Genomic DNA, 23,436 nt, shown 5'->3' on the forward strand with positions numbered 1-23,436 from the left:
GATTGCCCCTCAATTTTTTGAGGTTTTTTATATCGAAAAATAATTCCCAAAGTTAAAAATGCTATATGCTATAATAGAAAGAAACAGTAGAAAAGTAAAAGGATGAAGAAAAATAAAGTTTTAGTGGTTGTGGGTCCTACAGCTGTGGGCAAGACAGCTTTGGGGATTCAGTTGGCTCAGAAATTTGGAGGGGAGATAATCTCAGGAGATTCGCAGCAGGTTTATCGAGGACTGGATATTGGAACAGCTAAGGCAAGTCCAGAAGAACAGGCTGCTGTGCTTCATCATTTGATTGACGTACGTGATGTAGGTGAGAGTTATTCCGCTTTTGACTTTGTTCAAGAAGCAACACAAAGCATTGAACAAATTATTGAAGCAGGAAAAGTCCCCATAATAGTAGGGGGAACAGGGCTTTATATTCAGAGCCTTCTTGAAGGGTACCATCTGGGAGGACAGGCCCATCATGAGGAAATGATGGCATTACGTAAAAATCTAGAGGCATTATCTGATGAAGAACTCTTTGCGCGCGTGACCCAAGAGATTCCAGAGCTCAATAGGAGAAGGGCGGTGCGTTTTCTAGAATTAGAAGCTTTCGGTACAGGTGAAAATCAGAAACCGGACTATGAATTTTGTATCCTCGGTCTCAGTAGCGAACGGTCAGAGCTTTATGCGCGAATTAACAACCGAGTAGACCAAATGATGGACGAAGGACTTCTTCAGGAAGCCAAATTTTTATTTGAGGGCTATCCAGATGTTCAAGCAGCTAAGGGAATTGGTTATAAGGAATTCTTCCCTTATTTTTCAGGAGAATGCTCACTTAAGGAAGCGGTGGAGCTTGTGAAAAGAAATTCACGCAGATATGCTAAGCGGCAGCTGACTTGGTTTCGTAATCGAATGAATGTTGATTTTTATGATGTGTTATCAATGGATTATCCAGAAAATGCTATAATGTGTGCAAAAGAGTTTTTAAATATGGAGGGAAGAAGTGAAAAATAAGGAATATATTGACTTAGGCTTGAAATACGGCGGCTATATGGCTCAGGATCGGGTCTTTTTAGAAAATCGTTTAGAGAGCTTAACGGATGAAAAAGAAAAGATGCTTTTGGTGACACCGCCTTCAAGTGTTATCAATGCTTATTTTGCAGAGCTTTATCAAAAGCGTTCTCCTCAGGATGCGACCAAGTATTTCTTCGCGCTGTCTCGTGACTTAGCGATGTTTCAAGCGCAACCGAATTTTCGTTTGGAGGGAAAAGAAGGGACAGAAAACTTCCGTTTTGTGCGTCTGAATATATCAGGAAAATCCTTCGGTTTTTGTTACCGGAATGCCCAAGAGGAAGCACTTGTTTTCAGTGAATTTCCGCTTAAGATGACCACACCACTCATTTATGAAATTGCCCAAATTTTCCCTCACTATGTTTTGGAGCAAGAAAATGAATACTTGGTTATGAAGAAAGCTGATTTTAAGGGAAGATTTACAGATGTACATGAGCTCTCAGACTTGACAACAGCAGATGAAAATGAAAACTATATCCGTTTGACAGGTTATAACTTTGAAGATTTGCTCTTGCAGGCTGAAAAAATCGGTTATCTTAAACCCCTTCTTTATCAAGCGGAGAAGAACAAGGGCTACATGTACATCTCTAAAGGATTTTGATTTGAATATTCTGAAAAATGAGGTATAATTAGGAGAGAAAATCAAAATAGGGAGAGTTTTATGTTAACAGTTTCGCTTATTGTCGTTGCAGTCCTTTTCATCATATTCTTGGTGAGTGTAAGTACATTATTTTATGTTATTAAGCAACAAACGGTAGCAATCATCGAACGTTTTGGGAAGTATCAAAAAACGTCTTCCGCAGGTTTTCATATAAAATTGCCTTGGGGAATTGACCGCGTTGCTGCCCGCATCCAGTTGCGCTTACTGCAAAATGAAATGACAATGGAAACCAAGACAAAAGACAATGTCTTTGTCACAATGAATGTCGCTACACAATATCGTGTCAATGAAGAAAACATTAAAGATGCTTACTATAAGCTAATGAATCCCGCGGAGCAGATTCAAGCTTATATTGAAGATGCTCTTCGCTCAGCTGTACCTAGGCTGACTCTGGATGAGGTCTTTGAGAAAAAAGATGAGATTGCCTTAGAAGTGCAACATCAGGTCGCAGAAGAAATGACCACTTATGGTTACATCATTGTTAAAACCCTCATCACTCGTGTAGAACCCGATGCAGAGGTTAAGCAATCCATGAACGAAATCAATGCTGCACAACGCAAACAGGATGCTTCACAAATGCTTGCTAACGCAGAGAAGATTAAAATTGTAACCTCAGCGGAAGCAGAAGCAGAAAAAGACCGCTTACGTGGTGTGGGTATTGCAGAGCAGCGTAAGGCTATCGTTGATGGGCTTGCCCAACAAATTATTGAAATTAAAAACACAGGTGCAAGTTTAACGGAGGATCAAATCATGTCTATTCTCTTGATGAATCAGTATCTGGATACTCTCAACCAGTTTGCGAATGGTGGGAATTCGACGATCTTCTTGCCAGCTAGTGCGGACGGTATTGAAGACCTTCGCACACAAATCTTGAGTGCCTTAAAGGCCAAATAAAATTTGATAATAGAGTCAAGAAGCTCCTTCTGGGGGCTTCTTTTCTTCATGTCTAAAAGCCAAGCCCTCAGACAAACCAAGCCCCCTTTTCTCATCAAACACTCATTTCATTTGACTTTTTTTTTATACTATAGACTCAGAAAGTGAACGTAACATTAGAAATGTATATGTAATGAAAATCTAAAAGTACAAGTTACGTCAAAGGAGGAGTTTATGACACCAGAAAAGAAAAACCAGCGGCGGCTGCGCAACCTCGCGCTCCTGTCCCTCTTATTGCTCTTGGTAGGCGGCACCTTCGCCTTCCAAGCCTTCAACCAGCGGGCCATCAATGACCGTCTCCGGGAAAACATCCCCGGCGGCCGTGTCCACGACTACTACAACCGTGACACCGAAAACAAGGACGTCTTCGTGGAGAACTATGGCAATGTGCCCCTCATGGCCCGTATCCGCCTCTCCGAGTTCATGGAGAAACGCGCCACAGGAGACACAGACTTCACCCCTATAGTGAACGGTACCATCCGTGACCAAGTGAACACTTGGACGGTCATGCGTCCCTCAGAGACCAACCTCAACACCCGTGTAGGTGACTCAGCTGCCTTCAACACCTACGCCAACCTGACCTTTGGTTGGACCCGTTCAGGCCAAGATGCCCCATGGTTCATGCCCACCTTCAATCGGGACAACTCAGACCTGATGACCGCCTCTGCAGGACATGCCCGTGACTGGGTCACAAGTACAGCCACAGACGGTGTCACAGATGGCGCCACACATCCCGGAGACGGTACAGATGCCTACTGGTCCTCTGGCGACAGCTTTGATAACAGCGGTCCAGTTTGGCCGGGCGAAGAAGTCACCCATGATGTGGCTCAAAACCTGCAACAAGAACGTGCCCCGATGACAATCAGCCAGTGGGCAGCCCTGCCTAATAACTTGAAAGTCGGGAACTTCTGGGTGATCGACCACCAAACAGGCTGGGCCTACTGGGCGAATCAACTCCAAGCAGGGGAGACCACCTCTTACCTCTTGGATGCGGCTCAGATGACCGCAGCGGCAGACAACATCCCGGGCGAGTATTATTATGGTATCCATGTGGATGGGCAACTGATCAGTCCTGACCGTATCAATGATTTCTTGGCTGTGGATCCAGACTATACGCATCATGCCGATTTGTCAGACTTCCTGACAGCCGTACAGAACGGTTCTATTGATAACAACTGGGGGAACCCGGGACCAGATGATGATGTTCAACCCGACCAAATCAACTTTAGTATCATGGCACCGGGAACCATCTTTACTATGGCTGGGGAGCAGTACCGTTATTTGGAGAATATGGGGAACCATAACCACATGATTATCCGTGAAAATGCCATTCGTCATGCACGCTTTCATAATCAAGACACTTTCAATAACACATGGTATGGCAACCTTGACCCAGCAGTTCAAGCTATGGTTCAGCCCGTAGCCAACACTTTTGTGACAGGACAAGTTGGAGTTGGGGAACTTACTTGGACAGACGGGGCTATAAATCGCCCGATCAATCTGAGTGATTTCCCAGCAGTTGCAGAAGATGAGACTCGAGTTGATTCGAACGGAACTCCCCGTGCATTTTCACTATCCATGGCAGATATTATACGCATTTTTCCTAATAGAGAATCCCGACGTATACCTGAACAGCCAGATGGTGTCTTTTGGATGACACGTACTCCTGCATCAGCAAATAATGGCTGGCTAATATCTATGGGAGGATGGTTCAGTGATCTTGAAGACACATGGGGTGGTACTAGAGGAGGCACGCGCCCAGCCCTCATTGTCAGACAATAAAAATCCATTACATAAAAGCACTCAACAGGGCACTTCACATACTCCATTGAGTGCTTTTTTATGAGAAAGAGAGAACTGGAAATAAATATATAGAAAAAGTTACAGATAAGGGGATTAATAGTTTGATGAAAAAGGGGGAAAGTTTAACTTTCCCCTGTTTTCTTTTGAAAAAAGTTCTATTTTCTAAATTTTTTTATCTTGAATTTTTATAAGGGAGCTATTAGTATGGAAAGGTAGTGATGAATTTTGACTATAAATAATGTTGAAGTAGGAGGTACGAATTAAGAAAGAAATGCGACATTTCATGATGTATGACGATAGAGTCTAAAAGAATCTTATAAAGGGGAGCGGATGAAAAAATATAAAGGCATCCTAGGAATAATTGTATTTTGGTTGCTTATATTTGCATTGGTACAGTATTTATCGATACAAAAAACGATTGAAACGAGCTTAACTAAGAGTGAGGCCATAGCCCAAGGGATTATATTTTATGGTGTTTTCGTACTGATATATTTAGCCATACAAGTTTCTTTTGCGCATTTAGAGTTCTTACGCAAGAGAAAGCAGGGCAAGTCAATAAAAAAAGCTGAGAAAATCACAGGGAGGCATGAGAAAAAAACATTTGAAGACTCGGTTTCGATTATCATTCCTGCTTATAACGAAGAACCAGATATACTTTATAGCTGTATTGACAGTTGCAGAAAGCAAAATATTGTCGACTTGGAAGTTTTGGTGATAGATGACGGATCGGTTAATAGGCAGGTATTGATTGATGACGTCTATTCAAAATTTGATGAAGACCCGAAAGTTCAGGTTTTTTATCAAGAAAATAGAGGGAAGAGACATGCGCAAAAACTTGGTTTTGACCATGCCAGCAAGGCACTGATTGTTACTGTAGATTCGGATACGATTATCCATGATTCTGAGGGTGTTTTGAAGTTAATTCAACCTTTAGAAAATGAGAAAGTTGGCGCTGTAACGGGAGATGTACGCGTTGAAAACAAAAATGTAAATCTGGTGTCCAAGTTGATTAGCTACCGATATTGGGTTGCTTTTAATCAAGAACGCGCTGCACAGAGTTTATGCTCGGTAGTCATGTGTTGTTCGGGTCCTTTTTCAGTCTATCGTGCTGAAATTATAGAGGAAGTCAAAGACAAATACATAGATCAGAAATTTCTAGGTTCTTACTGCACTTATGGCGATGATCGACACTTGACCAACCTGATTCTATCTCGAGATTGGCAGGTCGAATATAATCCTTTTGCAGAAGCTTTCACTTATGTACCGACAAACTTGTCCGCCTATATCAAGCAGCAGGTGCGCTGGAACAGATCGTTTTATAGAGAAATGCTGTGGACCCTACCATTCATTTATAAGAAAAATATTTATTTGCTCTATGAGCTGTTTATGCAATTTCTCTTGCCTATCTGCTTGCTGCTGACACTTATTTATATGCTCATCCTCACTAGCTATCAGTCAACCTTTATTTATTTAAATAGTTATCTTGAAATACTGATACTCATTGCCCTTCTTCGTTCCCTGTATGGGATTTATAGGACGAAGGATCTTGGATTTATCCTATTTATCATCTATGGATTTATTCATATTACGATATTGGTTCCAGTACGCCTTTACTCTTTTTTGACTCTTAAGTCAATAAGATGGGGCACGCGGTAAGTTTAGCAATGACGAATTAATAAGGAGAAAAAGCATGAAGTTTTCAGTAATAGGTTTAGGATATGTGGGACTTTCCAACGCACTGTTGTTGGGGAGAAGGCATTCTGTTATCGGATATGATATCAGTTGGAGCAGGGTGCAATGTTTGCAAAATCAGCATTCTTACCTTGAAGATGAAGAGATTATCGAATCTCTGCATACGGAAAATCCAAGGCTAAACTTTACGACAAATTTACAAAAAACTGTTGATTTTGCTGACTACATCATCATTGCAGTTCCAACGGATTACAATGATAAGCGAGGGGACTTTGATACGGGGTTGGTCGAACAGGTTATTGAAGATGTTTTAAATATCAAAAAGGATGCGGTTATCTTGATAAAATCAACTGTTTCGGTTGGTTTTGTGGATAAGGTGCGAAAAAAGCACAAAACTAAAAATATCATTTTTGTTCCTGAATTTCTAAGAGAGGGGCGAGCCCTATACGACTGCTTACATCCGACACGAATAATAGTTGGGGAACGGAGCAAACGTGCCTTGATGCTGGGAAATATTTTTAAAGATTGTTCCCTTGAAAAAGAAGTAGAAGTCTTGTTGGCAGGGAGTTCTGAAGCTGAAGCGATTAAGTTGTTTGCAAATACCTACTTGGCGATGAGAGTGAGTTTTTTTAACGAATTGGACACATTTGCAGCAAGTAAACACCTCAATGCTAAAGAAGTCATTACAGGGATTGCCTTAGATGATCGGATAGGCAAATATTATAACAATCCTTCGTTTGGTTATGGCGGATACTGCTTACCCAAGGATGCCAAAGCCCTAAAGGCCAGTTACTCAAATATTCCTCAAGAAATTATTGGGGCAATTACACGCTCCAATGAACTGAGGAAAAAGTACATCGAAGATGAGATTTGCTCCAAAAATTCAAGAGTAATTGGAATATATAGATTGACAATGAAAAAAGACTCAGATAATTTCAAGAACAGTGCGCTCGTGGACATAATGAGGAGCCTCAAAAGAAAGGGAAAACGCATCGTTATTTATGAACCTTTATTAGAAATTGATCACTTTGAAGGAATAAAGGTTATTCATGATTTGATGGCTTTTAAAGCAGAGAGTGATGTTATACTGGCGAACAGATATGATGTGTATCTCGATGATGTTCTGACAAAGGTCTATACAAGAGATGCTTTTCATACAGAATAGCTAAAGTTTAAGCTTCTCCGACAGTGAGCTTTTAAGAAAGGATTTTTTACTTACGGAAAATCGTAGAACTAAGCACATAAAAAGTAATCCTTCTCTCAGATTTGTACAGAATGGAGAGGAGGATTTTTTATGTGCTCTTATTTTTTATCGCAGAAAGAAAAACTACTGGAAAATGGCAAGGCAAGTTTCAGCTAGATTAAGACTGATGAAATCACAGCTGTTCTGTAAACGTTTTTCACTCGTGTTCAGAATTTACTAAAATAGAAAGATATATTATAATATAGTGTGAGTGGTTTGCTAAAAGAGACTCGTTAGAATCTTTTGCAAGAGCGATGAAGTGGTTTTAACAAAGGAGGAAAAATTGCTTTTATTTGCTTTGTGAGTTCTGATTGTTTTCATTCTTTTTGGTTGATATAGGAATGAAAGAACAAAATAAAAAGTCAACAGGTTTTGTCCATGAGATGGAATCTTTTTTGAGTTGATATTAAAAAACCATTCACAGAGAAAAATAAAAAATGGAGGAATTTTTTGTAATGAATAAAAAGATGAGCGTCAAAAAACTACGGCACAGAGCAGAGATGCCTTTACTCACCCTGTGTATAGTCCTCACTGTAGCTATTTGGAGTCTTCTTTTGTATGTTGTCTTAGTGGAGCATGCATCACCAGCTGAGTGGACATTCCCCATCATCTTTGGAGCAGCTGCACCATTTATTCTTCTTCTCTATAGCTTTAAAAGGACATACTGGAAGACAGTTGTCAATGCAGTAGAGTTAACCGATAAGCAGTTCCCAGAAGTTTATGAGCTTTATGTACGTATTGCTAAGGATATGGGATTTGGTAGCGGAAAGGGAGCGATGTCGAATATCCCACGCCTCTATATGACAGATGGAAGTGGTACTCTTAACGCCTTTGCTTCAAAGTGCCAAGTGCATAAAGGTTATGTATGTATCAACTCTGATCTGCTAGAAATTGCTTATAGCCACAATGATCTTTCAGGAATTGGTTTTGTCCTCGCCCATGAGTTAGGGCATATCAAGTGTGGGCACGTTAGTGCATGGCGTACCATAGCGCATCCAATGGCTAACCTTATCGGCTTAGGACAATCACTGACACGTGCTCAAGAATGGACGGTTGATCGTTGTGCCTACTATTACGCACCAGAAGGTAAAGAGTCCATGATGGTTTTGATTGCGGGAAAACACCTCTACAAGCAAGTCGATATGGAGGAGTACTTTAGAACAGTGCATAATCATAAAGGTGGTTTGTGGCTCAAACTTGAAAACTATCTCTCGGATCATGCTGTTGGTTATCGTCGCATGGAAGCCATCAAGGAAACTGCGGAAAAGGGCTGGGATGTACATGGAAAAATGCTCTAGTGAAAGAGAAGCGTTCAGACGTACTTGCCATCAAAAACAGACCATGAAATATTGTAAAAGTAAGAGCGAAGAAATGTATAGAAATCAGAGATTTTCTTGCTGAATATATTTTTTAAATGGTCTGTAGAAAATCTAGAATACATGGAAAGCCTTATTGCACACGGTGGATTGAATGGAGGAACCCAACTTGGAGAACAAACTAGCAAATCAAACTATTTCTGGAGGCTTCATTTTTGTCATTGGAATGGCAATGTTTACTCTGTTGGGAAGTAATTATAAAAAGCCAATCCTGTTTGGCGCTATATATATCATAGCAATTATTGTTCAACTGATTCTAATGAAAAAAATACGAAGAGGCAGCAGGTCAATGAACAACAAAAAATGGGTCAACATTGCATTCATCTTCCTAGGAATAACCTGTTGGGCAAGCATATTTATAGGTTTAAATGTACTGGATAACTTAAATATCTCATGGATACTACTACTATTATTTGTAGGACTGCATTTTTTGTTTTTTATTCCTGCTAATGAAAACAAACATTGGAAAGCACAAGTAATTTTTGTAATTTTATTAGTATTCAATGCTCTACTAGGACTATTTTTATCTTCAAATCAATTAGAAACTATTTTTATTATTGATGGTCTAATAAAGATGGGTTATGGGGCTTATATGGTCAGAGTTACTTATAAAGGCAGAACTTGTCATGAGTGAGCGTTTAAAAGTTCTGAAAGAGCGTGCTGATGATTTGAATATTGGAAGAAAGAAGTAAAGTAACTATCTCAAAAAGAAGGAGGAGAAGGGAAATGGCAGGATCTATTAAGTCGAATGTTGGTGTAGCACAAGATGCAGTATCTAGGTACGGAAATTCAAGAAGTGTTAGTTCTAAAACGAGCACGCTTGGAGAAAGTAATCTCTCTGGTATGAAAACAGCCATGCAAGTATCTAATAAAATCGTTGGAGATTTATTGAAACTGCAGTCAAGTGTGGAAAAACAAGCAGAAAAATTTCCGAAACTTGCATTAGCTATTGAACAACGTGACAAACAAGATGCTAACGTCCTTTTAAACAATACATCGGGGAGATAGAAAATGATAAAGGACAAGAATTATGAGAAACGCTATGAATATGACTTGAAAATAACAGAGATTGAACAAAAATCAGAAGAATTACGTATTCAAGAGCGCCAGCTCGGACAGTCGCTTGAAAATTTTAACAGCGAGATAACACAAAGTTTTCAGAGGTTAATGGAAATAGAAGACGAACTAAATCTAAGGAATCACGGCAATAGTGGTTATAGCGAAACTGAACAGAAAAGAAAATATATCACACAACTTATTGAAAATCAGCAAAAAGAACAAGCATTGCAATTTAGAAAAGCGAGTCAGCAATTAGAAGACGAGCGAAAAAATCTCATCAAGGAAAGGAGTCAATTATCATGGGATTGATTTATAATCCGAATGAGTCACGAGATTTGGTATCTAATTTTCAGGCAAATATTGCGACATGCGAACAAATCCTCAGTGATTTGAAAATAGGAAATACACAGCTTATGAATGTTTTGAACAGTAACCAGTTAAGTGGTGCAGCATTTGTTGCAGGGCAAGGCCTGTTTGCGCAACTTGTAATCCCAACTGTGGCAAAAGCAAATACGGAAATTCAAGAGTTGAAAAAAAGATTACAGCAGTACGGGCAATACACAGATGAATCAGGGGGAGAAATCCTAGATGAGGATAAACTCAATCAACAACTTCAGGAATTGAATAATCAGCAAAATCTATTGACGAGTCAAATTCAATCGTACCAGAACCAAGCACTGCTCAATGAAAAACCTGAGCTGACAGCAATGTATAATGACCATGCGACTGAATTGACAAATTTCATGAGTGTTGTGCAAGGAGATATTCGGCAAGTGGAGGAGAAACTCAAAAAACTCCATGAGTTGGACATGAAAATTGCGCCTTTGTTTAGTGGAATTGCGGATGAATTTTCCAAGGTGTCTGCGGTAATTAGCGCATTGGGGAGTGGAAATTTTGATTCTGGTGGGAAATTTAATATCGGAGAAAAAAATAAGAATGCGTTATTAGACGTGTTAACAGACTATGGAAGTGGTGCAGTGCAGGATGGTTTTTCTGAAAGAATAAGTGCATTTTTAGAAAACATGGATACAAGCATGCCGAGCTCTGAGTCATATCTACGTTTTTATACTAGCGGCAACCAATACTGGAAAAATATCCATGTTAATTGGGATGGAGCAGGTTATGGTAAGGCACTAGGGAATTCGTTGTTTAAAAAAGGGGTGCAGAAGGTAACGGTTGCCAAGTTTGGCGTGGGAAAAGCGAAAATTTCAGGTTTAGGAACACTAGGATTTGGAATTGACTACCTTCAAAATAGAAATGATGGAGAGAGTGTCGGAATGGCATTTACGCATACAGCTGCGACAACAACAGTTAGTTCTGCTATAGCTGCTGGAGCGGGAGCTATTATTTTTGGAAGTGTTGCGGCTACCCCTATTGGTTGGGCGATAGGTCTTGGAGTTGCTGCAGGAGCTCTTACTAAATTAGCATATGATAGTAATCTTTTGTATTTTCAAGACGGAGTAAAAACAGTTGGCAAAGCTGTTAATTCAGGAATAGAATCTATAAAATCAGTGTTTGGTTGGGGGAAGAAAAAACATGCTTAAACTTTTTTATTCTAAAATCCCCCAGTATTGTCTTGCTTCGGATGGAAAAAAATACTATTTGGTTGATTCAGATTCAGATTTATTTTCGAGATATATTATTTTTCCAAATAAATTTTCTCAAAAAGTTTATGAAATTGATGAAAAAAAATATAAAGCTCTTTTAAAAAATGTAGATACTCTTGGAAGTAAAGGAATAAGTGTTATAAATATTTCTGCTATTACATTACCTTTTGCTAGTATATTGTACATAATTTTTAAAATAGTTCCTGTACAGCTTATTGAGGAAAACTATTTTTTTGCCTTGGGTACCTCAATAGTTATGGCGTTTGTGTCTTATAAAATTATGAATTTGTTTTTTAAACACAGAAACATTATTTTCTTAAATTCTTTAAAGTCAAGAGAGAAACTTGTATTAAAGAATTTAGATAGTATAAAGACAAGAAAAATCTGGATAAATAATTTCCTACAAATAAGTTTATTTCTTTTGCTACCACTTTTTATATCAGCAAAAGAACATAATTTTTTGAGTATTTTACTTATATACTGTGGATTCATGATATTTCAAATTCAACATAGAATGTTTTTTATTAGAGCATTACCATTAGGTCTTTCTTTTTCAATAGAGAGAGAAAAAGATTATAAATAATAAAACTTTAAGACAAATAAAGGAGAGAATAAAAAATGAAAACACCAAAAATTTTACCAATCGGAACAATCGTATATTTAAAAGAAGGAACGAAGAAATTAATGATTTTAAATCGTGCTTCTATTATTGAAAAAGATGGGGAACAGCTTCTCTTTGATTATTCAGCAGCAATTTATCCAGTAGGATTAAATCCCGAGGAAGTACTTTATTTTAATAAAGAAGATATTGATGAAGTTGTTTTTGAAGGATTTAATGATGAGGAAGAAACACGTTTTGTTCAACTTTATGAAGAATGGCTTGAAGAAGAAGGAAAGAAGCTAAAAAAAGGAAATGTTAGTTCATTAGAAAACGAACGAAGTTTAGAGGACGAGCAAAGTTTCGGATTCTAAGACGAATGCTTATTACCGAGAAATTTTTTCATGAGAAAATTAATATAATCTATATTAAATAAGTTCTATCTAAAAGATAGAACTTCAGACTGTTGACAAAGTCATGAGACTTTGTCTTTTTTGTTTCTTCAATGTTATAGTGGACTAAAAGAAAACGGATACAGGGGCTGTTTATGATTAAAAAACGAAACAAAGATTTCCCCCGCAACCCGTACGGCTTTTATACCTTAGAAGATTGGGTTCTTCAAGACCATTATTTACGCGATATAGACAAATACATTGATTTTGAGTTCATTTATGATTTGGTCACACCTCTCTATGGCTCAGACACAGGACACCAGGCTTAGACCTGCTTTACTCCTTAAACTCCCCCTCTTGCAGTACCTTGAAGGTATGCGCTCTATGTGTCAGACCACCAAGCAAATTCAGATCAATACTATATACCGCTGGTTTTTAGGCTGTTTGTCTGCTGTATGAACACATATTTTAATATGTGTTAACTTTTTCTCTATTTAGTAATTTCAAATATCTTTCATTTTGAGTCCTATAGTTAGGATTTGAATTAAATTTAAATAGCTTGTCAAATAAGGTATTTATAATATACTCTCTTCTCTATGTCAAAAATCTCCGATAATAAATCTTTTTCAAGATTTTTATTTTTTCTTGAATGCTCTTATTTCCAAGCCTAGCTAGATTAAAATCAGGTAGAACAATAGTCAAGTTACCAATATATGCTGGTGTTTGAACACCAGAATCTAAAATATGTCACTTTTATCGCTTCGATATTCATCAAAAACAATTCCAAACGTAAAAAATTTTTAAACTACTCGCTGTCAAATTCTTTTTACACCTTATTTTTTTGAAAATATAAAAAAATCGGCTTATAATGAAAGAGGATACATATCTAAAAAATGTCGAATTTTCAATAAAGATTTAAAAATATTAAGGAGAGCTTATGAAAGTTTCAATATTTTCTACCTGTGTGATGGATCTCATGTTTCCACAAGTTGGTATTGCAATGGTTGAAGTCCTAGAACGTTTGGGGATTGAAACAGACTTGCCAGAACAACAAATTTGTTGTGGACAACCTACCTATAACTCGGGATTAGTTAAAGAATCCATGCCTACAATCAAAAATCAGATTGATGCTTTTGAGTCTTCTGATTATGTGGTGGGTATAGCTGGCTCGTGTTCGGGGATGTTTACAGAGTATCCACATATGTTCGATGAAGCTGATCCTTATAAGCAAAAAGCCATTGATTTAGCGAATAAATCCTATGAATTCACTCAATTTCTTTATCGGGTGCTAGGTCTTGAAGATCTTGGTGCCACATTTAATGGCGAGAAAGCAACTTATCATCGTTCTTGTCACATGACCCGCATTTTAGGCGAACGAGAAGCTCCTTTTATCCTATTGGATAAGGTCAAGGGGCTTGAGCTTCTTCCGCTGCCTCATTTAGAAAATTGTTGTGGTTTTGGTGGAACTTTCTCCGTTAAATCTCCTGAAATTTCAGAAATGATGGTTGCCGAAAAAACAAGGGATATCTTGTCAACTGGTGCCGAAATCTTAATCTCTGCTGATTTAGGTTGCTTAATGAATATCGGCGGTAAATTGAATCGTGACGGCAAGAAGATTAGAGTCATGCATATCGCTGAAATTTTAAACACAAATGTTGATTTAGAAAGAATCGATGCAATCAAAAATCCAGCATTTATAAAATAAATAGGAGGAGAAAATGGGCCTTTCAACAAGTACAAAAACTTTCGCTGAACGTTTAGAAGAGAGTAAAAAAGACCGGTTTGCAAAAGCCGCGGTTGCAAAAGCACAAGATGCTCAATGGGACAAACGAGAATCTGCACGTAATGAGCTAGGAAATTGGCAAGAATGGCGCAACATTGCTGAATCTGTTCGTCAACACACTCTAAAATATTTACCACACTATCTAACTGAATTTTCGGATAATGTAGCCGCTCGCGGAGGGCATGTCTTCTTTGCTGCTGATGCTAAGGAAGCCAATGACTATGTGAAACGTATTATTCTTGAAAAAAATGCTAAAAAGATTGTCAAGTCAAAATCAATGGTGTCCACTGAAGTAGATATTGATCCAATGCTCGTCTCGCTAGCTGATGATATGGAAATTTTAGAGACAGACTTGGCCGAATTTATTTTGCAACTCGCTGACTGGGATGAGCCTTCGCATATTGTTTTTCCAGCTTTACACAAAAATCGTGATCAAATTCGTGAAATTTTTGCTCAAAAACTTGGATATAAAGGAGATAATAATCCTGTTAATCTTGCTCGTTGTGCCCGTGATGCCATGCGTAAGCTTTTCTTGAAGTCGGAAGTTGGCATCACCGGTTGTAACTTCGCCATTGCCAATACCGGTGACATTAATTTATCTACCAATGAAGGGAACGCTGATTTAACAATTTCTATTCCTAAAACACAGATTGTGTTAATGGGAATGGAACGAATTGTTCCGTCTATTAAAGAAGCTGAAATTTTGGACAATATGCTTGCGCGTTCAGCTGTGGGGCAAAAGTTAACAACTTATGTCACTTTCGCTGGTCAAAAAGCCGAGGACGAATCTGACGGTCCGGAGGATTTTCATGTTGTCATTATTGATAACGGCCGTTCAAATGCGATTGGAACTGCTTTTGAAGCTGTCTTACAGTGTATCCGCTGCGGCGCTTGCTTAAATGTTTGCCCCGTCTATCGTCAAATTGGTGGTCATGCTTACGGTTCTATTTATCCTGGTCCGATAGGTTCCGTTCTCTCTCCTGTTTTAGGAGGTTATGAACAATATGGTGATTTGCCATATGCTTCTACCTTATGCGGAGCTTGTACAGAAACCTGTCCCGTAAAAATTCCTTTGCATGACCTTTTAATTGAACATCGTAAAGTCATGGAAGATGATTTGTCAATGCATCACGACGGCTCTTTTGTCAATTTTGAAATGAATATGATTGGAAAAGGAACAAGTAGTCCTGCAATGTTTGGTATGGCAATGAATATGGCACATACGGGTCTCAATATGTTACCCAAAACTAAGGAAGTAAGCGTTGGTGGTTCCTTGTTTAAATATGGTGCCGTTAGAAAAGCTCCTGCTCTAGCCAAAGGTTGGACGGATGTTCGCGACTTACCTATAGCTCCTCCACACAAAGAACAGTTTCGTCACTGGTACAAAAAACATAAGGCAGGTAAATAAAAATGACAGGAACTATTGAAAATCGAACTCAATTTTTAGACACATTGTTAAAAAAACGTGGTGGTGTAGAACTGCCATTTGAACCTTATAAGCTCATTTCAGACCTGCCCCAAACACATTTGGCAGATTTAAGCAGTGACGAATTACTCGAACTTGCCAAGGAACAAGCGCGTCGCGTTTCAGCGAATTTAGTTGAAACAACTTCTTCAGAAATGAATGAGATAATTCAGGGATTAATTGAAAAATCTGGTGGCGGGCAGGTCATGATTCCTTCAACGGATGAGTTAGAAAAACTAGGAGTTAATATTATTTCGGACCAACTGGTCAAATGGAAAATTGGTAAAGAAAATCGCGAAGAGAATATTAATGCTGCTCAAAATTCTAATGTTGTCGTAGCTGTTCCCAAATTTTTCCTTGCCGAATCAGCCACAATTGTGGTTGAATCAGAAGCTGGTCAAGGACGTTCTTTGCACTTTTTACCTACCCATTATATTTCTGTGATTCCCCTCAGCCGCATGGTTCCACGCTCTACACAAGCTGCAGATTGGTTGGATGAAAATAAAAAGCCTGGTTCAACGCTGCATTTTATTTCTGGACCATCAAATTCTGGTGATATTGAAATGCAACTTGTGGTCGGACTTCACGGTCCTTTGGAGATTAACTATGTAATTGTCAAAGATTTATAGGAGTTTACTACGGGTAAGCTTGTAGGTCTTAGTGATACGCATTTTGGGCTGGTATCCAAAATTCATAATTTATCTCTCACTTATGATTACCAGTTATGAGCTGTTAAAATCTTTTTCTTTGTAGTATACATACAAAGAGCTAAAAACTGTTAAGTTATGAGTTGATTTATATGGTTTATATTATAATTAATTTTCTATTCAAAACATATCCGTGATTTTACTTTCAGCTTTAACTTCTTCAAGTAAATTTTAAGTCTACTTATAATTTACTTTGAAGAGCTATGTCTAAGATTTAACCAATTCATTATTGACTATACTGATTCATTTTTTATCTTATATTATTTAATCTAAGATACATAAATATGTAAATAATTCACGGACGAAAAAATTGAAAATAAAAACTTCTCGCTTTATGTTATAATAAATCTTATAATTTCCGACCAAAGAAATTATGACCAAAATAACAATGGAGAAGATTTAATCAATGTTGGAGATGGGGAAACTCCAATATCAAGTGGTGAAATTATTTCTGTACTTTGGAATAATGAGAGACAAAATTATTATGTGAGGTAAGATGAGTAAATTTTTGAAAAATCCATATTACTGGTTTACTTTAGTTTTGTTCATAAATTGGTTTATAAGTAAAAAGATTTTTTATTTAGTTTTAGCTTGTAGTATGTTGATTTTAGCTATTAGTTATAAAAAGAACGATAAGAAATAGGGACTTGGGGATTTCTAGATAAATAGTATCCGTCATGTTGACGTGTGTTCTTTAAGTTTAGTAAAGACAAGGTTTTTTAAGTATTCGTCATCATGACAAATAGAAGTATATTATACAAGGAAATAGTTTATTGACTGTCCATATTTTGTTGATTAAAAAAATCAAAAAGATGATTTTTAGTTCAAGGATCATAAGAGAAACAGTATATCCGTATGCTCCTATACCTTGCGGTGCAAGAGTTGGGATAAGAAGTGACACAATCATAGTTAGACCAGTAATACTGGCTGTCTATCAAGTGTCACCGTAAAAACTATACCATTTTTAAAAGTAAAAAGAAGTTGATTCTTAAATTCAACTTCTTTTTTATGTCTAGGAGCTCATACTTTTCGTTTTAAGAGCGTTTAAGACCTTCTGAATATAAAAAATATATACCCCAAAGAGTGATTAGATTAGTGTCGATAAATACCTCAGAACTTTGAAGTATTTCTATTTTTTAAATTTGTTGTAGATGTAAATCGCTAAAAACATAAGAAGTGTTACGACTATTGTATTAACTAGTTCTCTTAATATTTGTGTTAGACTATCTTTAAAATAAATAGAAGTAACGAGTTGAAAAACAGAAAAAACAAGCATAAAAGAACCAGTTTGATAATATATATTTTTTTTCATAGTATTTTAAATTTAACCTCTATAATTTCGAACAATGATTGTACCAGGCTAAGGCTACTGAACCTGGTAAAAGAAACCAAGGCTTGGCAAAAGAAGAAAGTATAGACGATCCTGCAATATTTATTAAACAATCTTTTTGCTTTGCAGTTAAGTTGGCTGGATAAATTTTTGGCCGTCTACCATAGGAATCCCATCCCCTTTCTCTTGTCGTATAAGTCATATTATCCAGTGGGCGTTGTGCACCGAAAGTTTCATGTGTATTCACTTGTCCTATATTATTACTAGATGCAACTGAGGATGCAGATACTCTCGTACTACCAAGTATTGGAAGTAAAATCAATAATCCAGTAACAAGTATAACTAGTTTTTTTCTAAACATCATATAGTCCTCCTTTATTTTAAAATTCGTTCATTAAACCAGTTCTTCAGTTGTTCGTAGCTATCAATGCCAGTTTTTTCAAATGAACCGTCTTTTTTAATATATAATAAGGTTGGAATGCTATCAATACTATTCATTTCAAGAATTTGTTGTAAGGAAGGATCAGATAGGTCAAGATTTTCAATATAATATATTTTTGTTTTGGTTTCTTGCTTTATTTTGCTTAGTAATGGTAAATATTCTCTACAATAGGGACATGATTCTCTACCCAAATAGATAAAAATATTTCTTGTGTTTTTATTCAAAACATCTTTGGCAGATATAATGTTAAAACCTTTTAAACTATCTCTGTACTTTTTAATAGCAAGTTCTTCTTTTTGTTCTTTAGAGGAAATATTTGGATTATTATTTACTGACGGGGCTTCGAATTTATGACATCCTGATATGATAAAAGTGCACACAGAAAATAATAATATGCAAGATAAAAGCGTTCTTCTTTTCAAAAGACCTCCTCGATTTGTAAGCGCTATCCTAGTTAAATTATATCTTTTTTTTGTGACTTTTTCAAGGTGGTCAAGAAGTATCATGATGAAGAGAAGATTAGCATTTATATTCTCCTACAAATTTGCTGTCGATGTTTTTTTATAATTGTCCAACAGGGTATACCTCAATGTCTTATTTTCACTTTCTGAGTTAATAGTGATTGTAAACGGTCAACAACACTGAGCATTGATTTAAATTTATAAAATAAAGGTAAAGAAAAAAGGACTTGCTGCAAACAAGCCCCATGTAGCCGAATAAAAGTCGGTGACAGTGTTTGATTTAAGAACCGTTACTCTACCAAAGTCAGACGGTTCTTATTTTTTTTTGTGATTTTTTCAACCAACAAAATGATAAACGTAAGCAAACTAATTAGTACACTACAAATTTTCTAATCCATATATTTCTTTAAAATGACCTCATCACCATTTGTTTCACCAGTTAAAGTAAAGCCAAACTTCTTATATAAGCGTAATGCATTGTCGTTATCTGATTTTGTCGATAAAGTAATGACTGGAATGGATTTGCTTCTAAACTGTTCAACAATGATTTCCAATGCTTTTGTTCCATATCCCTTATTTTGATACGATTTATCGATGGTAAATTGCCATAGCCAATGATTTCATTATTCAAACAAATGAAATAAGGTTCTGCATATTTAGTTGCAAAAGCGGATTGAATTGCCTCTGGGATTGATAAAACTAAATTTGAATGTATCTGCTTACTGGTAACAACTATTTTATTTCCTAAGAAAGAATTCTTTTCATTCACTGGAAGTAAATGGATTCAGTCCTCAGGTTCAGTTGTAAATTGTTTTTGAAGTTCAATTTCAACAGAGTTTGTTCCTATTTGATTTACGTTATAGATGTTTATTATCTTATCGAAACCCATGGATTTCCAAAATTTTAAACCTACGTAGTTATTGGTCGATACAACAAGCTCTGCTTTTTTTAGTTGTTTTTCAGCATAACGATTCTCCAATTCTCTTATAGCAAGTTTACCAAATCCACAGTTTCTATATTTCTTACTTATATAGAAATGAAGAATATATATGCTCGATGGAGAGTCTTCAAATACCCATAAATATCCAATTATCGTATTTAAATAAAAAATACTCAAACAGTAACAATCGTCATTAGAAAGTTCAGGGATTATGCTTGCAATATTTACTAGCGGAGGTATGGGGTCACGGCCTTCCACTTTATTGAAATATAGCTTTGCCTCTTTAAATATGTGATTAAGAGCCTCTCTTTCAAGTGATAGTGAAGGTTTTAATGTTATTAAGCTCATAAATTTTTTCTCCTTGTTAAATAATATGAAATTATTTAACAAAAAAAGTTGGTCTGCCCATATAGTTCTCCCTCCATGTTCTTCTTTTAATTAATTTTACAATATTCTCCCCTTTTTTGAAACCTCTTTCTATATTGTGGGTTAATGTACAGGATTTGACAAACAACCGGAAATTTACGACACATACCTGATAGACATTGAATGTTGACATAAATTTTTTTTGTGGTATAATGGAGAAGTTGAAAAGCAGAAGCACCCGCTTCTCGCCTGAGTGGTAATAGCCCTGGGCAACAAAATGGAATTATTCACGAAACGAATGTTTTCATTAGCGGGGCGCACTGTGCGTTCCGCTTTTGTTTTTCTAAAAAATATTTTAGAAGGAGAATAGACATAGCAAAGCAAGACAACAGAAAACCTTTGATGAACGGTCAAATCCGTTCACGCGAAGTACGTCTTATCGGTGCTGAAGGAGAACAACTTGGTGTAACACCAACAGCTGTTGCGCTCACTCAGGCCGAAGACCTTAACATGGATTTGGTTTTGATTTCGAATCAAGAACCACCCGTTGCAAAAATCATGGATTACACTAAGTTCATGTTTGAGCAAAAGAAAAAGCAAAAAGAAGCTAAGAAGAAACAGGCAACTGTTACTTTGAAAGAAGTGCGTTTGAGCCCAGTCATTGATAAAAATGACTTTAATACAAAACTTCGTCAAGCCACTAAATTCCTTGAAAAAGGGGACAAAGTTAAAGTTTCGATTCGCTTTAAAGGTCGTATGATTACTCACCAAGATGTGGGTCGTCAGGTTATGGATGATTTTGCTGACGCAGTAAAAGATATCGCTGTGGTAGAGCAAAAAGCCAAAATGGATGGTCGCCAAATGTTCTTACAATTGGCACCAATCAAAAAGAACTAAGGTTCTTAATTATTAACTAAGGAGAATTAAAATGCCAAAACAAAAAACTCACCGCGCATCAGCTAAACGTTTCAAACGTACTGGTAACGGCGGTCTCAAACGCTTCCGCGCATATACTTCACACCGTATGCACGGTAAAACTGTAAAACAACGTCGTCAACTCCGTAAAGGCCGTATGGTTTCAGCAGGTGACTTCAAACGCATCCGCCGTATGGTTGCGAACATGCGCTAATAACAGTCCTGTGGACTGTTATGCATGGAGCAATTGACGAGTAGGCGGAAGCCATACGAGGAAGAACATGCGCTAATAACAGTCCTGTGGACTGTTATGCATGAGAGCAATTGACGCGTAGGCGGAAGCCGTACGAGGAAGAACATGCGCTAATAACAGTCCTGTGGACTGTTATGCATGGAGCAATTGATAACCATAGCCTCTTACATATTAGTCAAGGATTGCTTAGCACATAAGACTTATAAGATTTCACTAGAAATCAATAACCACTTAAATAAACTGCCGATGACAGGCTAAAAATTTTCTAAGAAACAAGGAGAACACACATGGCACGTGTTAAAAATAGCGTTGCAACTCGCAAACGCCGTAAACGTATTTTGAAACTCGCTAAAGGTTACTACGGTTCTAAACACCGTCTTTTCAAGACAGCTAAAGAACAAGTAATGAACTCATACTACTACGCATTCCGCGATCGTCGCCAAAAGAAACGCGACTTCCGTAAATTGTGGATTGCACGTATCAATGCAGCAGCTCGTATGAATGGTCTTTCATACAGCAAAATGATGCATGGTTTGAAATTAGCTGAAATCGAAATCAACCGTAAAATGCTTGCTGACATCGCTATTGCTGATGCAGCAGCTTTCACAGCTCTTGCTGAAGAAGCTAAAAAAGCATTGGCTAAATAATTTTCAAAAGCTTCCAACTGGAGGCTTTTTTCTTTAGAGTATATTTAATCTGTCATTGATGGAAAGGGAGTCATCATGGGACTTAAATGCTTTATTACTGTGATAAAGATGAGATATGTTTGGACTTCATATATTGGAAGGAAATTATAAAATTAAAAGAGCAAGAAAGGGAGTTGCTGGGGTGTTTCATAGAAAAATATCAATAAATTTTAAAGAGAGAAATGTAACCGCATACCTTGTGTAAAACGGCTTTTACTTTGTTTTTCACTTGAAATAAAGGCAGAAAAATAGTAAAATCAGAGTGTATTAAAAAGTGCAAACAGCACTTAAAACAATAAGGAGATAAAAATGTCAATTATTACTGATGTTTATGCTCGCGAAGTCCTTGACTCACGCGGTAACCCAACAATCGAAGTTGAAGTTTACACTGAAGACGGTGCATTCGGACGCGGTATGGTACCTTCAGGTGCTTCAACTGGTGAACACGAAGCTGTTGAACTCCGTGACGGTGACAAATCTCGTTACCTCGGTCTTGGTACTCAAAAAGCTGTTGACAATGTAAACAACGTAATCGCTGAAGCTATCATCGGTTATGAAGTTACTGAGCAACAAGCTATCGACCGTGCAATGATTGCTCTTGACGGTACAGAAAATAAAGGTAAATTGGGCGCTAACGCTATTCTCGGTGTTTCTATCGCTGTTGCTCGTGCAGCTGCTGATGAACTTGGTGTTCCACTTTACAACTACCTTGGCGGATTCAACGCTAAAGTATTACCAACTCCAATGATGAACATCATCAATGGTGGTTCTCACTCAGACGCTCCAATCGCTTTCCAAGAATTCATGATCGTACCAGTTGGTGCACCTACATTCAAAGAAGCACTTCGTTGGGGTGCTGAAATCTTCCACGCATTGAAGAAAATCCTTAAAGCTCGTGGCCTTGAAACATCAGTTGGTGACGAAGGTGGATTTGCTCCACGCTTTGAAGGAACTGAAGACGGTGTAGAAACTATCCTTAAAGCTATCGAAGCAGCTGGTTATGAAGCTGGTGAAAACGGCGTTATGATTGGTTTCGACTGCGCTTCTTCAGAATTCTACGAAGATGGCGTTTACAACTATGCTAAGTTTGAAGGCGAAGGTGGTGCTAAACGTACTTCTGCTGAACAAATCGACTACCTTGAAGAATTGGTGAACAAATACCCAATCATCACTATCGAAGATGGTATGGACGAAAACGACTGGGAAGGCTGGAAAGCACTTACAGAACGTTTGGGTAACAAAGTTCAACTCGTTGGTGACGACTTCTTCGTAACAAACACTTCTTACTTGGCACGTGGTATCAAAGAAGGAGCGGCGAACGCTATCTTGATTAAAGTTAACCAAATCGGTACTTTGACTGAAACATTTGAAGCAATTGAAATGGCTAAAGAAGCTGGTTACACAGCTATCGTTTCTCACCGTTCAGGTGAAACTGAAGATTCAACAATCTCAGACATTGCTGTTGCGACAAATGCTGGTCAAATTAAGACAGGTTCACTTTCACGTACAGACCGTATGGCGAAATACAACCAATTGCTTCGTATCGAAGACCAATTGGGTGAAGTTGCTGTCTACAAAGGTCTTCACGCATTCTACAATCTTAAAAAATAAGGTTTAGTGGAATAAAGATTGCTTTTAGAAACACTCATATTATGTTTGATTTTTAGACAT

26 protein-coding genes and 1 other annotated feature are annotated in these 23,436 nt (G+C 37.5%); of the genes, 22 read left to right on the plus strand and 4 right to left on the minus strand.

All coding sequences use genetic code 11. The features are described 5' to 3' along the window. Window positions 1-102: 102 nt before the first annotated feature. The 18 genes from miaA (at window position 103) to NFR51_RS01725 (ending at window position 16,294) form a co-directional block, all read left to right on the plus strand. Window positions 103-996 carry a tRNA (adenosine(37)-N6)-dimethylallyltransferase MiaA gene (gene miaA / locus NFR51_RS01645; protein ID WP_251712030.1) on the plus strand — a complete coding sequence of 298 codons (894 nt, stop codon included), beginning with the start codon at window positions 103-105 and terminating at the stop codon, window positions 994-996. Then, window positions 986-1,654, plus strand: a complete 669-nt coding sequence (locus NFR51_RS01650) for a hypothetical protein (RefSeq protein WP_251712031.1) — start codon at window positions 986-988, stop codon at window positions 1,652-1,654. Before miaA ends, NFR51_RS01650 begins: the two co-directional genes overlap by 11 nt. Window positions 1,655-1,714: 60 nt before the next feature. Continuing rightward, a complete protein-coding gene (locus NFR51_RS01655) occupies window positions 1,715-2,608 on the plus strand; it encodes an SPFH domain-containing protein (RefSeq protein ID WP_251712032.1) in 894 nt (297 codons plus the stop codon). A gap of 213 nt (window positions 2,609-2,821) precedes the next feature. After that, the gene (locus NFR51_RS01660) at window positions 2,822-4,429 is read left to right on the plus strand and encodes a hypothetical protein (RefSeq protein WP_251712033.1); all 1,608 of its coding nucleotides are present in this window, start codon (window positions 2,822-2,824) and stop codon (window positions 4,427-4,429) included. Between the two features lie 351 nt (window positions 4,430-4,780). Next, window positions 4,781-6,106: a glycosyltransferase gene (locus NFR51_RS01665; RefSeq protein ID WP_251712034.1), complete on the plus strand. Its 1,326-nt coding sequence runs from the start codon at window positions 4,781-4,783 to the stop codon at window positions 6,104-6,106. Window positions 6,107-6,140: 34 nt separating this feature from the next. Further along, window positions 6,141-7,307: a nucleotide sugar dehydrogenase gene (locus NFR51_RS01670; RefSeq protein ID WP_251712035.1), complete on the plus strand. Its 1,167-nt coding sequence runs from the start codon at window positions 6,141-6,143 to the stop codon at window positions 7,305-7,307. 533 nt (window positions 7,308-7,840) lie between these two features. After that, window positions 7,841-8,683 carry a M48 family metallopeptidase gene (locus NFR51_RS01675; RefSeq protein WP_251712036.1) on the plus strand — a complete coding sequence of 281 codons (843 nt, stop codon included), beginning with the start codon at window positions 7,841-7,843 and terminating at the stop codon, window positions 8,681-8,683. A gap of 172 nt (window positions 8,684-8,855) precedes the next feature. Then, entirely contained in the window at window positions 8,856-9,395 is a 540-nt protein-coding gene (locus tag NFR51_RS01680) for a DUF6609 family protein (RefSeq protein ID WP_251712037.1), read from the plus strand. Between the two features lie 92 nt (window positions 9,396-9,487). Next, window positions 9,488-9,769, plus strand: coding sequence for a hypothetical protein (locus tag NFR51_RS01685; protein WP_251712038.1), 282 nt, complete (start codon window positions 9,488-9,490; stop codon window positions 9,767-9,769). Window positions 9,770-9,772: 3 nt separating this feature from the next. Further along, entirely contained in the window at window positions 9,773-10,129 is a 357-nt protein-coding gene (locus NFR51_RS01690) for a hypothetical protein (protein ID WP_251712039.1), read from the plus strand. Further along, window positions 10,120-11,364, plus strand: a complete 1,245-nt coding sequence (locus NFR51_RS01695; protein WP_251712040.1) for a hypothetical protein — start codon at window positions 10,120-10,122, stop codon at window positions 11,362-11,364. Before NFR51_RS01690 ends, NFR51_RS01695 begins: the two co-directional genes overlap by 10 nt. After that, a complete protein-coding gene (locus NFR51_RS01700) occupies window positions 11,357-12,010 on the plus strand; it encodes a hypothetical protein (RefSeq protein WP_251712041.1) in 654 nt (217 codons plus the stop codon). Before NFR51_RS01695 ends, NFR51_RS01700 begins: the two co-directional genes overlap by 8 nt. Window positions 12,011-12,045: 35 nt before the next feature. After that, window positions 12,046-12,399 carry a DUF4176 domain-containing protein gene (locus NFR51_RS01705; RefSeq protein ID WP_251712042.1) on the plus strand — a complete coding sequence of 118 codons (354 nt, stop codon included), beginning with the start codon at window positions 12,046-12,048 and terminating at the stop codon, window positions 12,397-12,399. 173 nt (window positions 12,400-12,572) lie between these two features. Further along, window positions 12,573-12,746 carry a hypothetical protein gene (locus NFR51_RS01710; RefSeq protein ID WP_251712043.1) on the plus strand — a complete coding sequence of 58 codons (174 nt, stop codon included), beginning with the start codon at window positions 12,573-12,575 and terminating at the stop codon, window positions 12,744-12,746. A gap of 46 nt (window positions 12,747-12,792) precedes the next feature. After that, on the plus strand, window positions 12,793-12,876 hold the full coding sequence (locus NFR51_RS11090; protein ID WP_500683832.1) for a hypothetical protein: 84 nt from the start codon (window positions 12,793-12,795) through the stop codon (window positions 12,874-12,876). A 478-nt stretch (window positions 12,877-13,354) separates the two neighbouring features. Continuing rightward, a complete protein-coding gene (locus NFR51_RS01715; RefSeq protein WP_251712044.1) occupies window positions 13,355-14,122 on the plus strand; it encodes a (Fe-S)-binding protein in 768 nt (255 codons plus the stop codon). Window positions 14,123-14,135: 13 nt separating this feature from the next. Next, window positions 14,136-15,608 (plus strand): LutB/LldF family L-lactate oxidation iron-sulfur protein, encoded by a 1,473-nt coding sequence (locus NFR51_RS01720; RefSeq protein ID WP_251712045.1) that lies wholly within the window; start codon window positions 14,136-14,138, stop codon window positions 15,606-15,608. A 2-nt stretch (window positions 15,609-15,610) separates the two neighbouring features. Then, complete coding sequence (locus NFR51_RS01725; protein WP_251712046.1) at window positions 15,611-16,294, plus strand: LutC/YkgG family protein; 684 nt, start codon at window positions 15,611-15,613, stop codon at window positions 16,292-16,294. 1,409 nt (window positions 16,295-17,703) lie between these two features. Here NFR51_RS01725 and NFR51_RS01730 read toward each other — a convergent pair. The 4 genes from NFR51_RS01730 to NFR51_RS01745 all read right to left on the minus strand — a co-directional run bounded on the left by NFR51_RS01730 (window position 17,704) and on the right by NFR51_RS01745 (window position 19,893). Continuing rightward, complete coding sequence (locus NFR51_RS01730) at window positions 17,704-18,066, minus strand: hypothetical protein (protein ID WP_251712047.1); 363 nt, start codon at window positions 18,064-18,066, stop codon at window positions 17,704-17,706. An 11-nt stretch (window positions 18,067-18,077) separates the two neighbouring features. Continuing rightward, window positions 18,078-18,566 (minus strand): DUF6568 family protein, encoded by a 489-nt coding sequence (locus NFR51_RS01735; protein WP_251712048.1) that lies wholly within the window; start codon window positions 18,564-18,566, stop codon window positions 18,078-18,080. A gap of 428 nt (window positions 18,567-18,994) precedes the next feature. Continuing rightward, window positions 18,995-19,201, minus strand: coding sequence for a GNAT family N-acetyltransferase (locus NFR51_RS10820; protein WP_369127875.1), 207 nt, complete (start codon window positions 19,199-19,201; stop codon window positions 18,995-18,997). Window positions 19,202-19,389: 188 nt separating this feature from the next. Continuing rightward, window positions 19,390-19,893, minus strand: a complete 504-nt coding sequence (locus NFR51_RS01745) for a GNAT family N-acetyltransferase (RefSeq protein ID WP_251712050.1) — start codon at window positions 19,891-19,893, stop codon at window positions 19,390-19,392. A 238-nt stretch (window positions 19,894-20,131) separates the two neighbouring features. Next, window positions 20,132-20,258: a sequence feature (ribosomal protein L20 leader region), on the plus strand. A 52-nt stretch (window positions 20,259-20,310) separates the two neighbouring features. Between NFR51_RS01745 and infC the strand changes: the two genes are divergently transcribed. The 4 genes from infC to eno all read left to right on the plus strand — a co-directional run bounded on the left by infC (window position 20,311) and on the right by eno (window position 23,376). Next, window positions 20,311-20,808 carry a translation initiation factor IF-3 gene (gene infC / locus NFR51_RS01750; RefSeq protein ID WP_237459962.1) on the plus strand — a complete coding sequence of 166 codons (498 nt, stop codon included), beginning with the start codon at window positions 20,311-20,313 and terminating at the stop codon, window positions 20,806-20,808. A gap of 31 nt (window positions 20,809-20,839) precedes the next feature. Continuing rightward, window positions 20,840-21,040 (plus strand): 50S ribosomal protein L35, encoded by a 201-nt coding sequence (rpmI, locus tag NFR51_RS01755; protein ID WP_003133063.1) that lies wholly within the window; start codon window positions 20,840-20,842, stop codon window positions 21,038-21,040. Window positions 21,041-21,366: 326 nt separating this feature from the next. Next, window positions 21,367-21,726 carry a 50S ribosomal protein L20 gene (gene rplT, locus NFR51_RS01760; protein WP_003133061.1) on the plus strand — a complete coding sequence of 120 codons (360 nt, stop codon included), beginning with the start codon at window positions 21,367-21,369 and terminating at the stop codon, window positions 21,724-21,726. A gap of 348 nt (window positions 21,727-22,074) precedes the next feature. Next, window positions 22,075-23,376, plus strand: coding sequence for a surface-displayed alpha-enolase (eno, locus tag NFR51_RS01765; protein WP_251420918.1), 1,302 nt, complete (start codon window positions 22,075-22,077; stop codon window positions 23,374-23,376). The last annotated feature ends 60 nt before the right edge of the window (window positions 23,377-23,436 follow it).

Origin of the sequence: Lactococcus ileimucosae (genome assembly GCF_943193185.1) — a bacterium.
Taxonomy (GTDB): domain Bacteria; phylum Bacillota; class Bacilli; order Lactobacillales; family Streptococcaceae; genus Lactococcus; species Lactococcus ileimucosae.

Bases quoted from the DNA above. Each gene is read 5' to 3' on its own strand.
- miaA (WP_251712030.1), top strand. From the start codon at position 103: ATGAAGAAAAATAAAGTTTTAGTGGTTGTGGGTCCTACAGCTGTGGGC.
- NFR51_RS01655 (WP_251712032.1), top strand. From the start codon at position 1,715: ATGTTAACAGTTTCGCTTATTGTCGTTGCAGTCCTTTTCATCATATTC.
- NFR51_RS01660 (WP_251712033.1), top strand. From the start codon at position 2,822: ATGACACCAGAAAAGAAAAACCAGCGGCGGCTGCGCAACCTCGCGCTC.
- NFR51_RS01665 (WP_251712034.1), top strand. From the start codon at position 4,781: ATGAAAAAATATAAAGGCATCCTAGGAATAATTGTATTTTGGTTGCTT.
- NFR51_RS01670 (WP_251712035.1), top strand. From the start codon at position 6,141: ATGAAGTTTTCAGTAATAGGTTTAGGATATGTGGGACTTTCCAACGCA.
- NFR51_RS01675 (WP_251712036.1), top strand. From the start codon at position 7,841: ATGAATAAAAAGATGAGCGTCAAAAAACTACGGCACAGAGCAGAGATG.
- NFR51_RS01680 (WP_251712037.1), top strand. From the start codon at position 8,856: ATGGAGGAACCCAACTTGGAGAACAAACTAGCAAATCAAACTATTTCT.
- NFR51_RS01685 (WP_251712038.1), top strand. From the start codon at position 9,488: ATGGCAGGATCTATTAAGTCGAATGTTGGTGTAGCACAAGATGCAGTA.
- NFR51_RS01690 (WP_251712039.1), top strand. From the start codon at position 9,773: ATGATAAAGGACAAGAATTATGAGAAACGCTATGAATATGACTTGAAA.
- NFR51_RS01695 (WP_251712040.1), top strand. From the start codon at position 10,120: ATGGGATTGATTTATAATCCGAATGAGTCACGAGATTTGGTATCTAAT.
- NFR51_RS01700 (WP_251712041.1), top strand. From the start codon at position 11,357: ATGCTTAAACTTTTTTATTCTAAAATCCCCCAGTATTGTCTTGCTTCG.
- NFR51_RS01705 (WP_251712042.1), top strand. From the start codon at position 12,046: ATGAAAACACCAAAAATTTTACCAATCGGAACAATCGTATATTTAAAA.
- NFR51_RS01710 (WP_251712043.1), top strand. From the start codon at position 12,573: ATGATTAAAAAACGAAACAAAGATTTCCCCCGCAACCCGTACGGCTTT.
- NFR51_RS11090 (WP_500683832.1), top strand. From the start codon at position 12,793: ATGCGCTCTATGTGTCAGACCACCAAGCAAATTCAGATCAATACTATA.
- NFR51_RS01715 (WP_251712044.1), top strand. From the start codon at position 13,355: ATGAAAGTTTCAATATTTTCTACCTGTGTGATGGATCTCATGTTTCCA.
- NFR51_RS01720 (WP_251712045.1), top strand. From the start codon at position 14,136: ATGGGCCTTTCAACAAGTACAAAAACTTTCGCTGAACGTTTAGAAGAG.
- NFR51_RS01725 (WP_251712046.1), top strand. From the start codon at position 15,611: ATGACAGGAACTATTGAAAATCGAACTCAATTTTTAGACACATTGTTA.
- NFR51_RS01730 (WP_251712047.1), bottom strand. From the start codon at position 18,066: ATGATGTTTAGAAAAAAACTAGTTATACTTGTTACTGGATTATTGATT.
- NFR51_RS01745 (WP_251712050.1), bottom strand. From the start codon at position 19,893: ATGAGCTTAATAACATTAAAACCTTCACTATCACTTGAAAGAGAGGCT.
- rpmI (WP_003133063.1), top strand. From the start codon at position 20,840: ATGCCAAAACAAAAAACTCACCGCGCATCAGCTAAACGTTTCAAACGT.
- rplT (WP_003133061.1), top strand. From the start codon at position 21,367: ATGGCACGTGTTAAAAATAGCGTTGCAACTCGCAAACGCCGTAAACGT.
- eno (WP_251420918.1), top strand. From the start codon at position 22,075: ATGTCAATTATTACTGATGTTTATGCTCGCGAAGTCCTTGACTCACGC.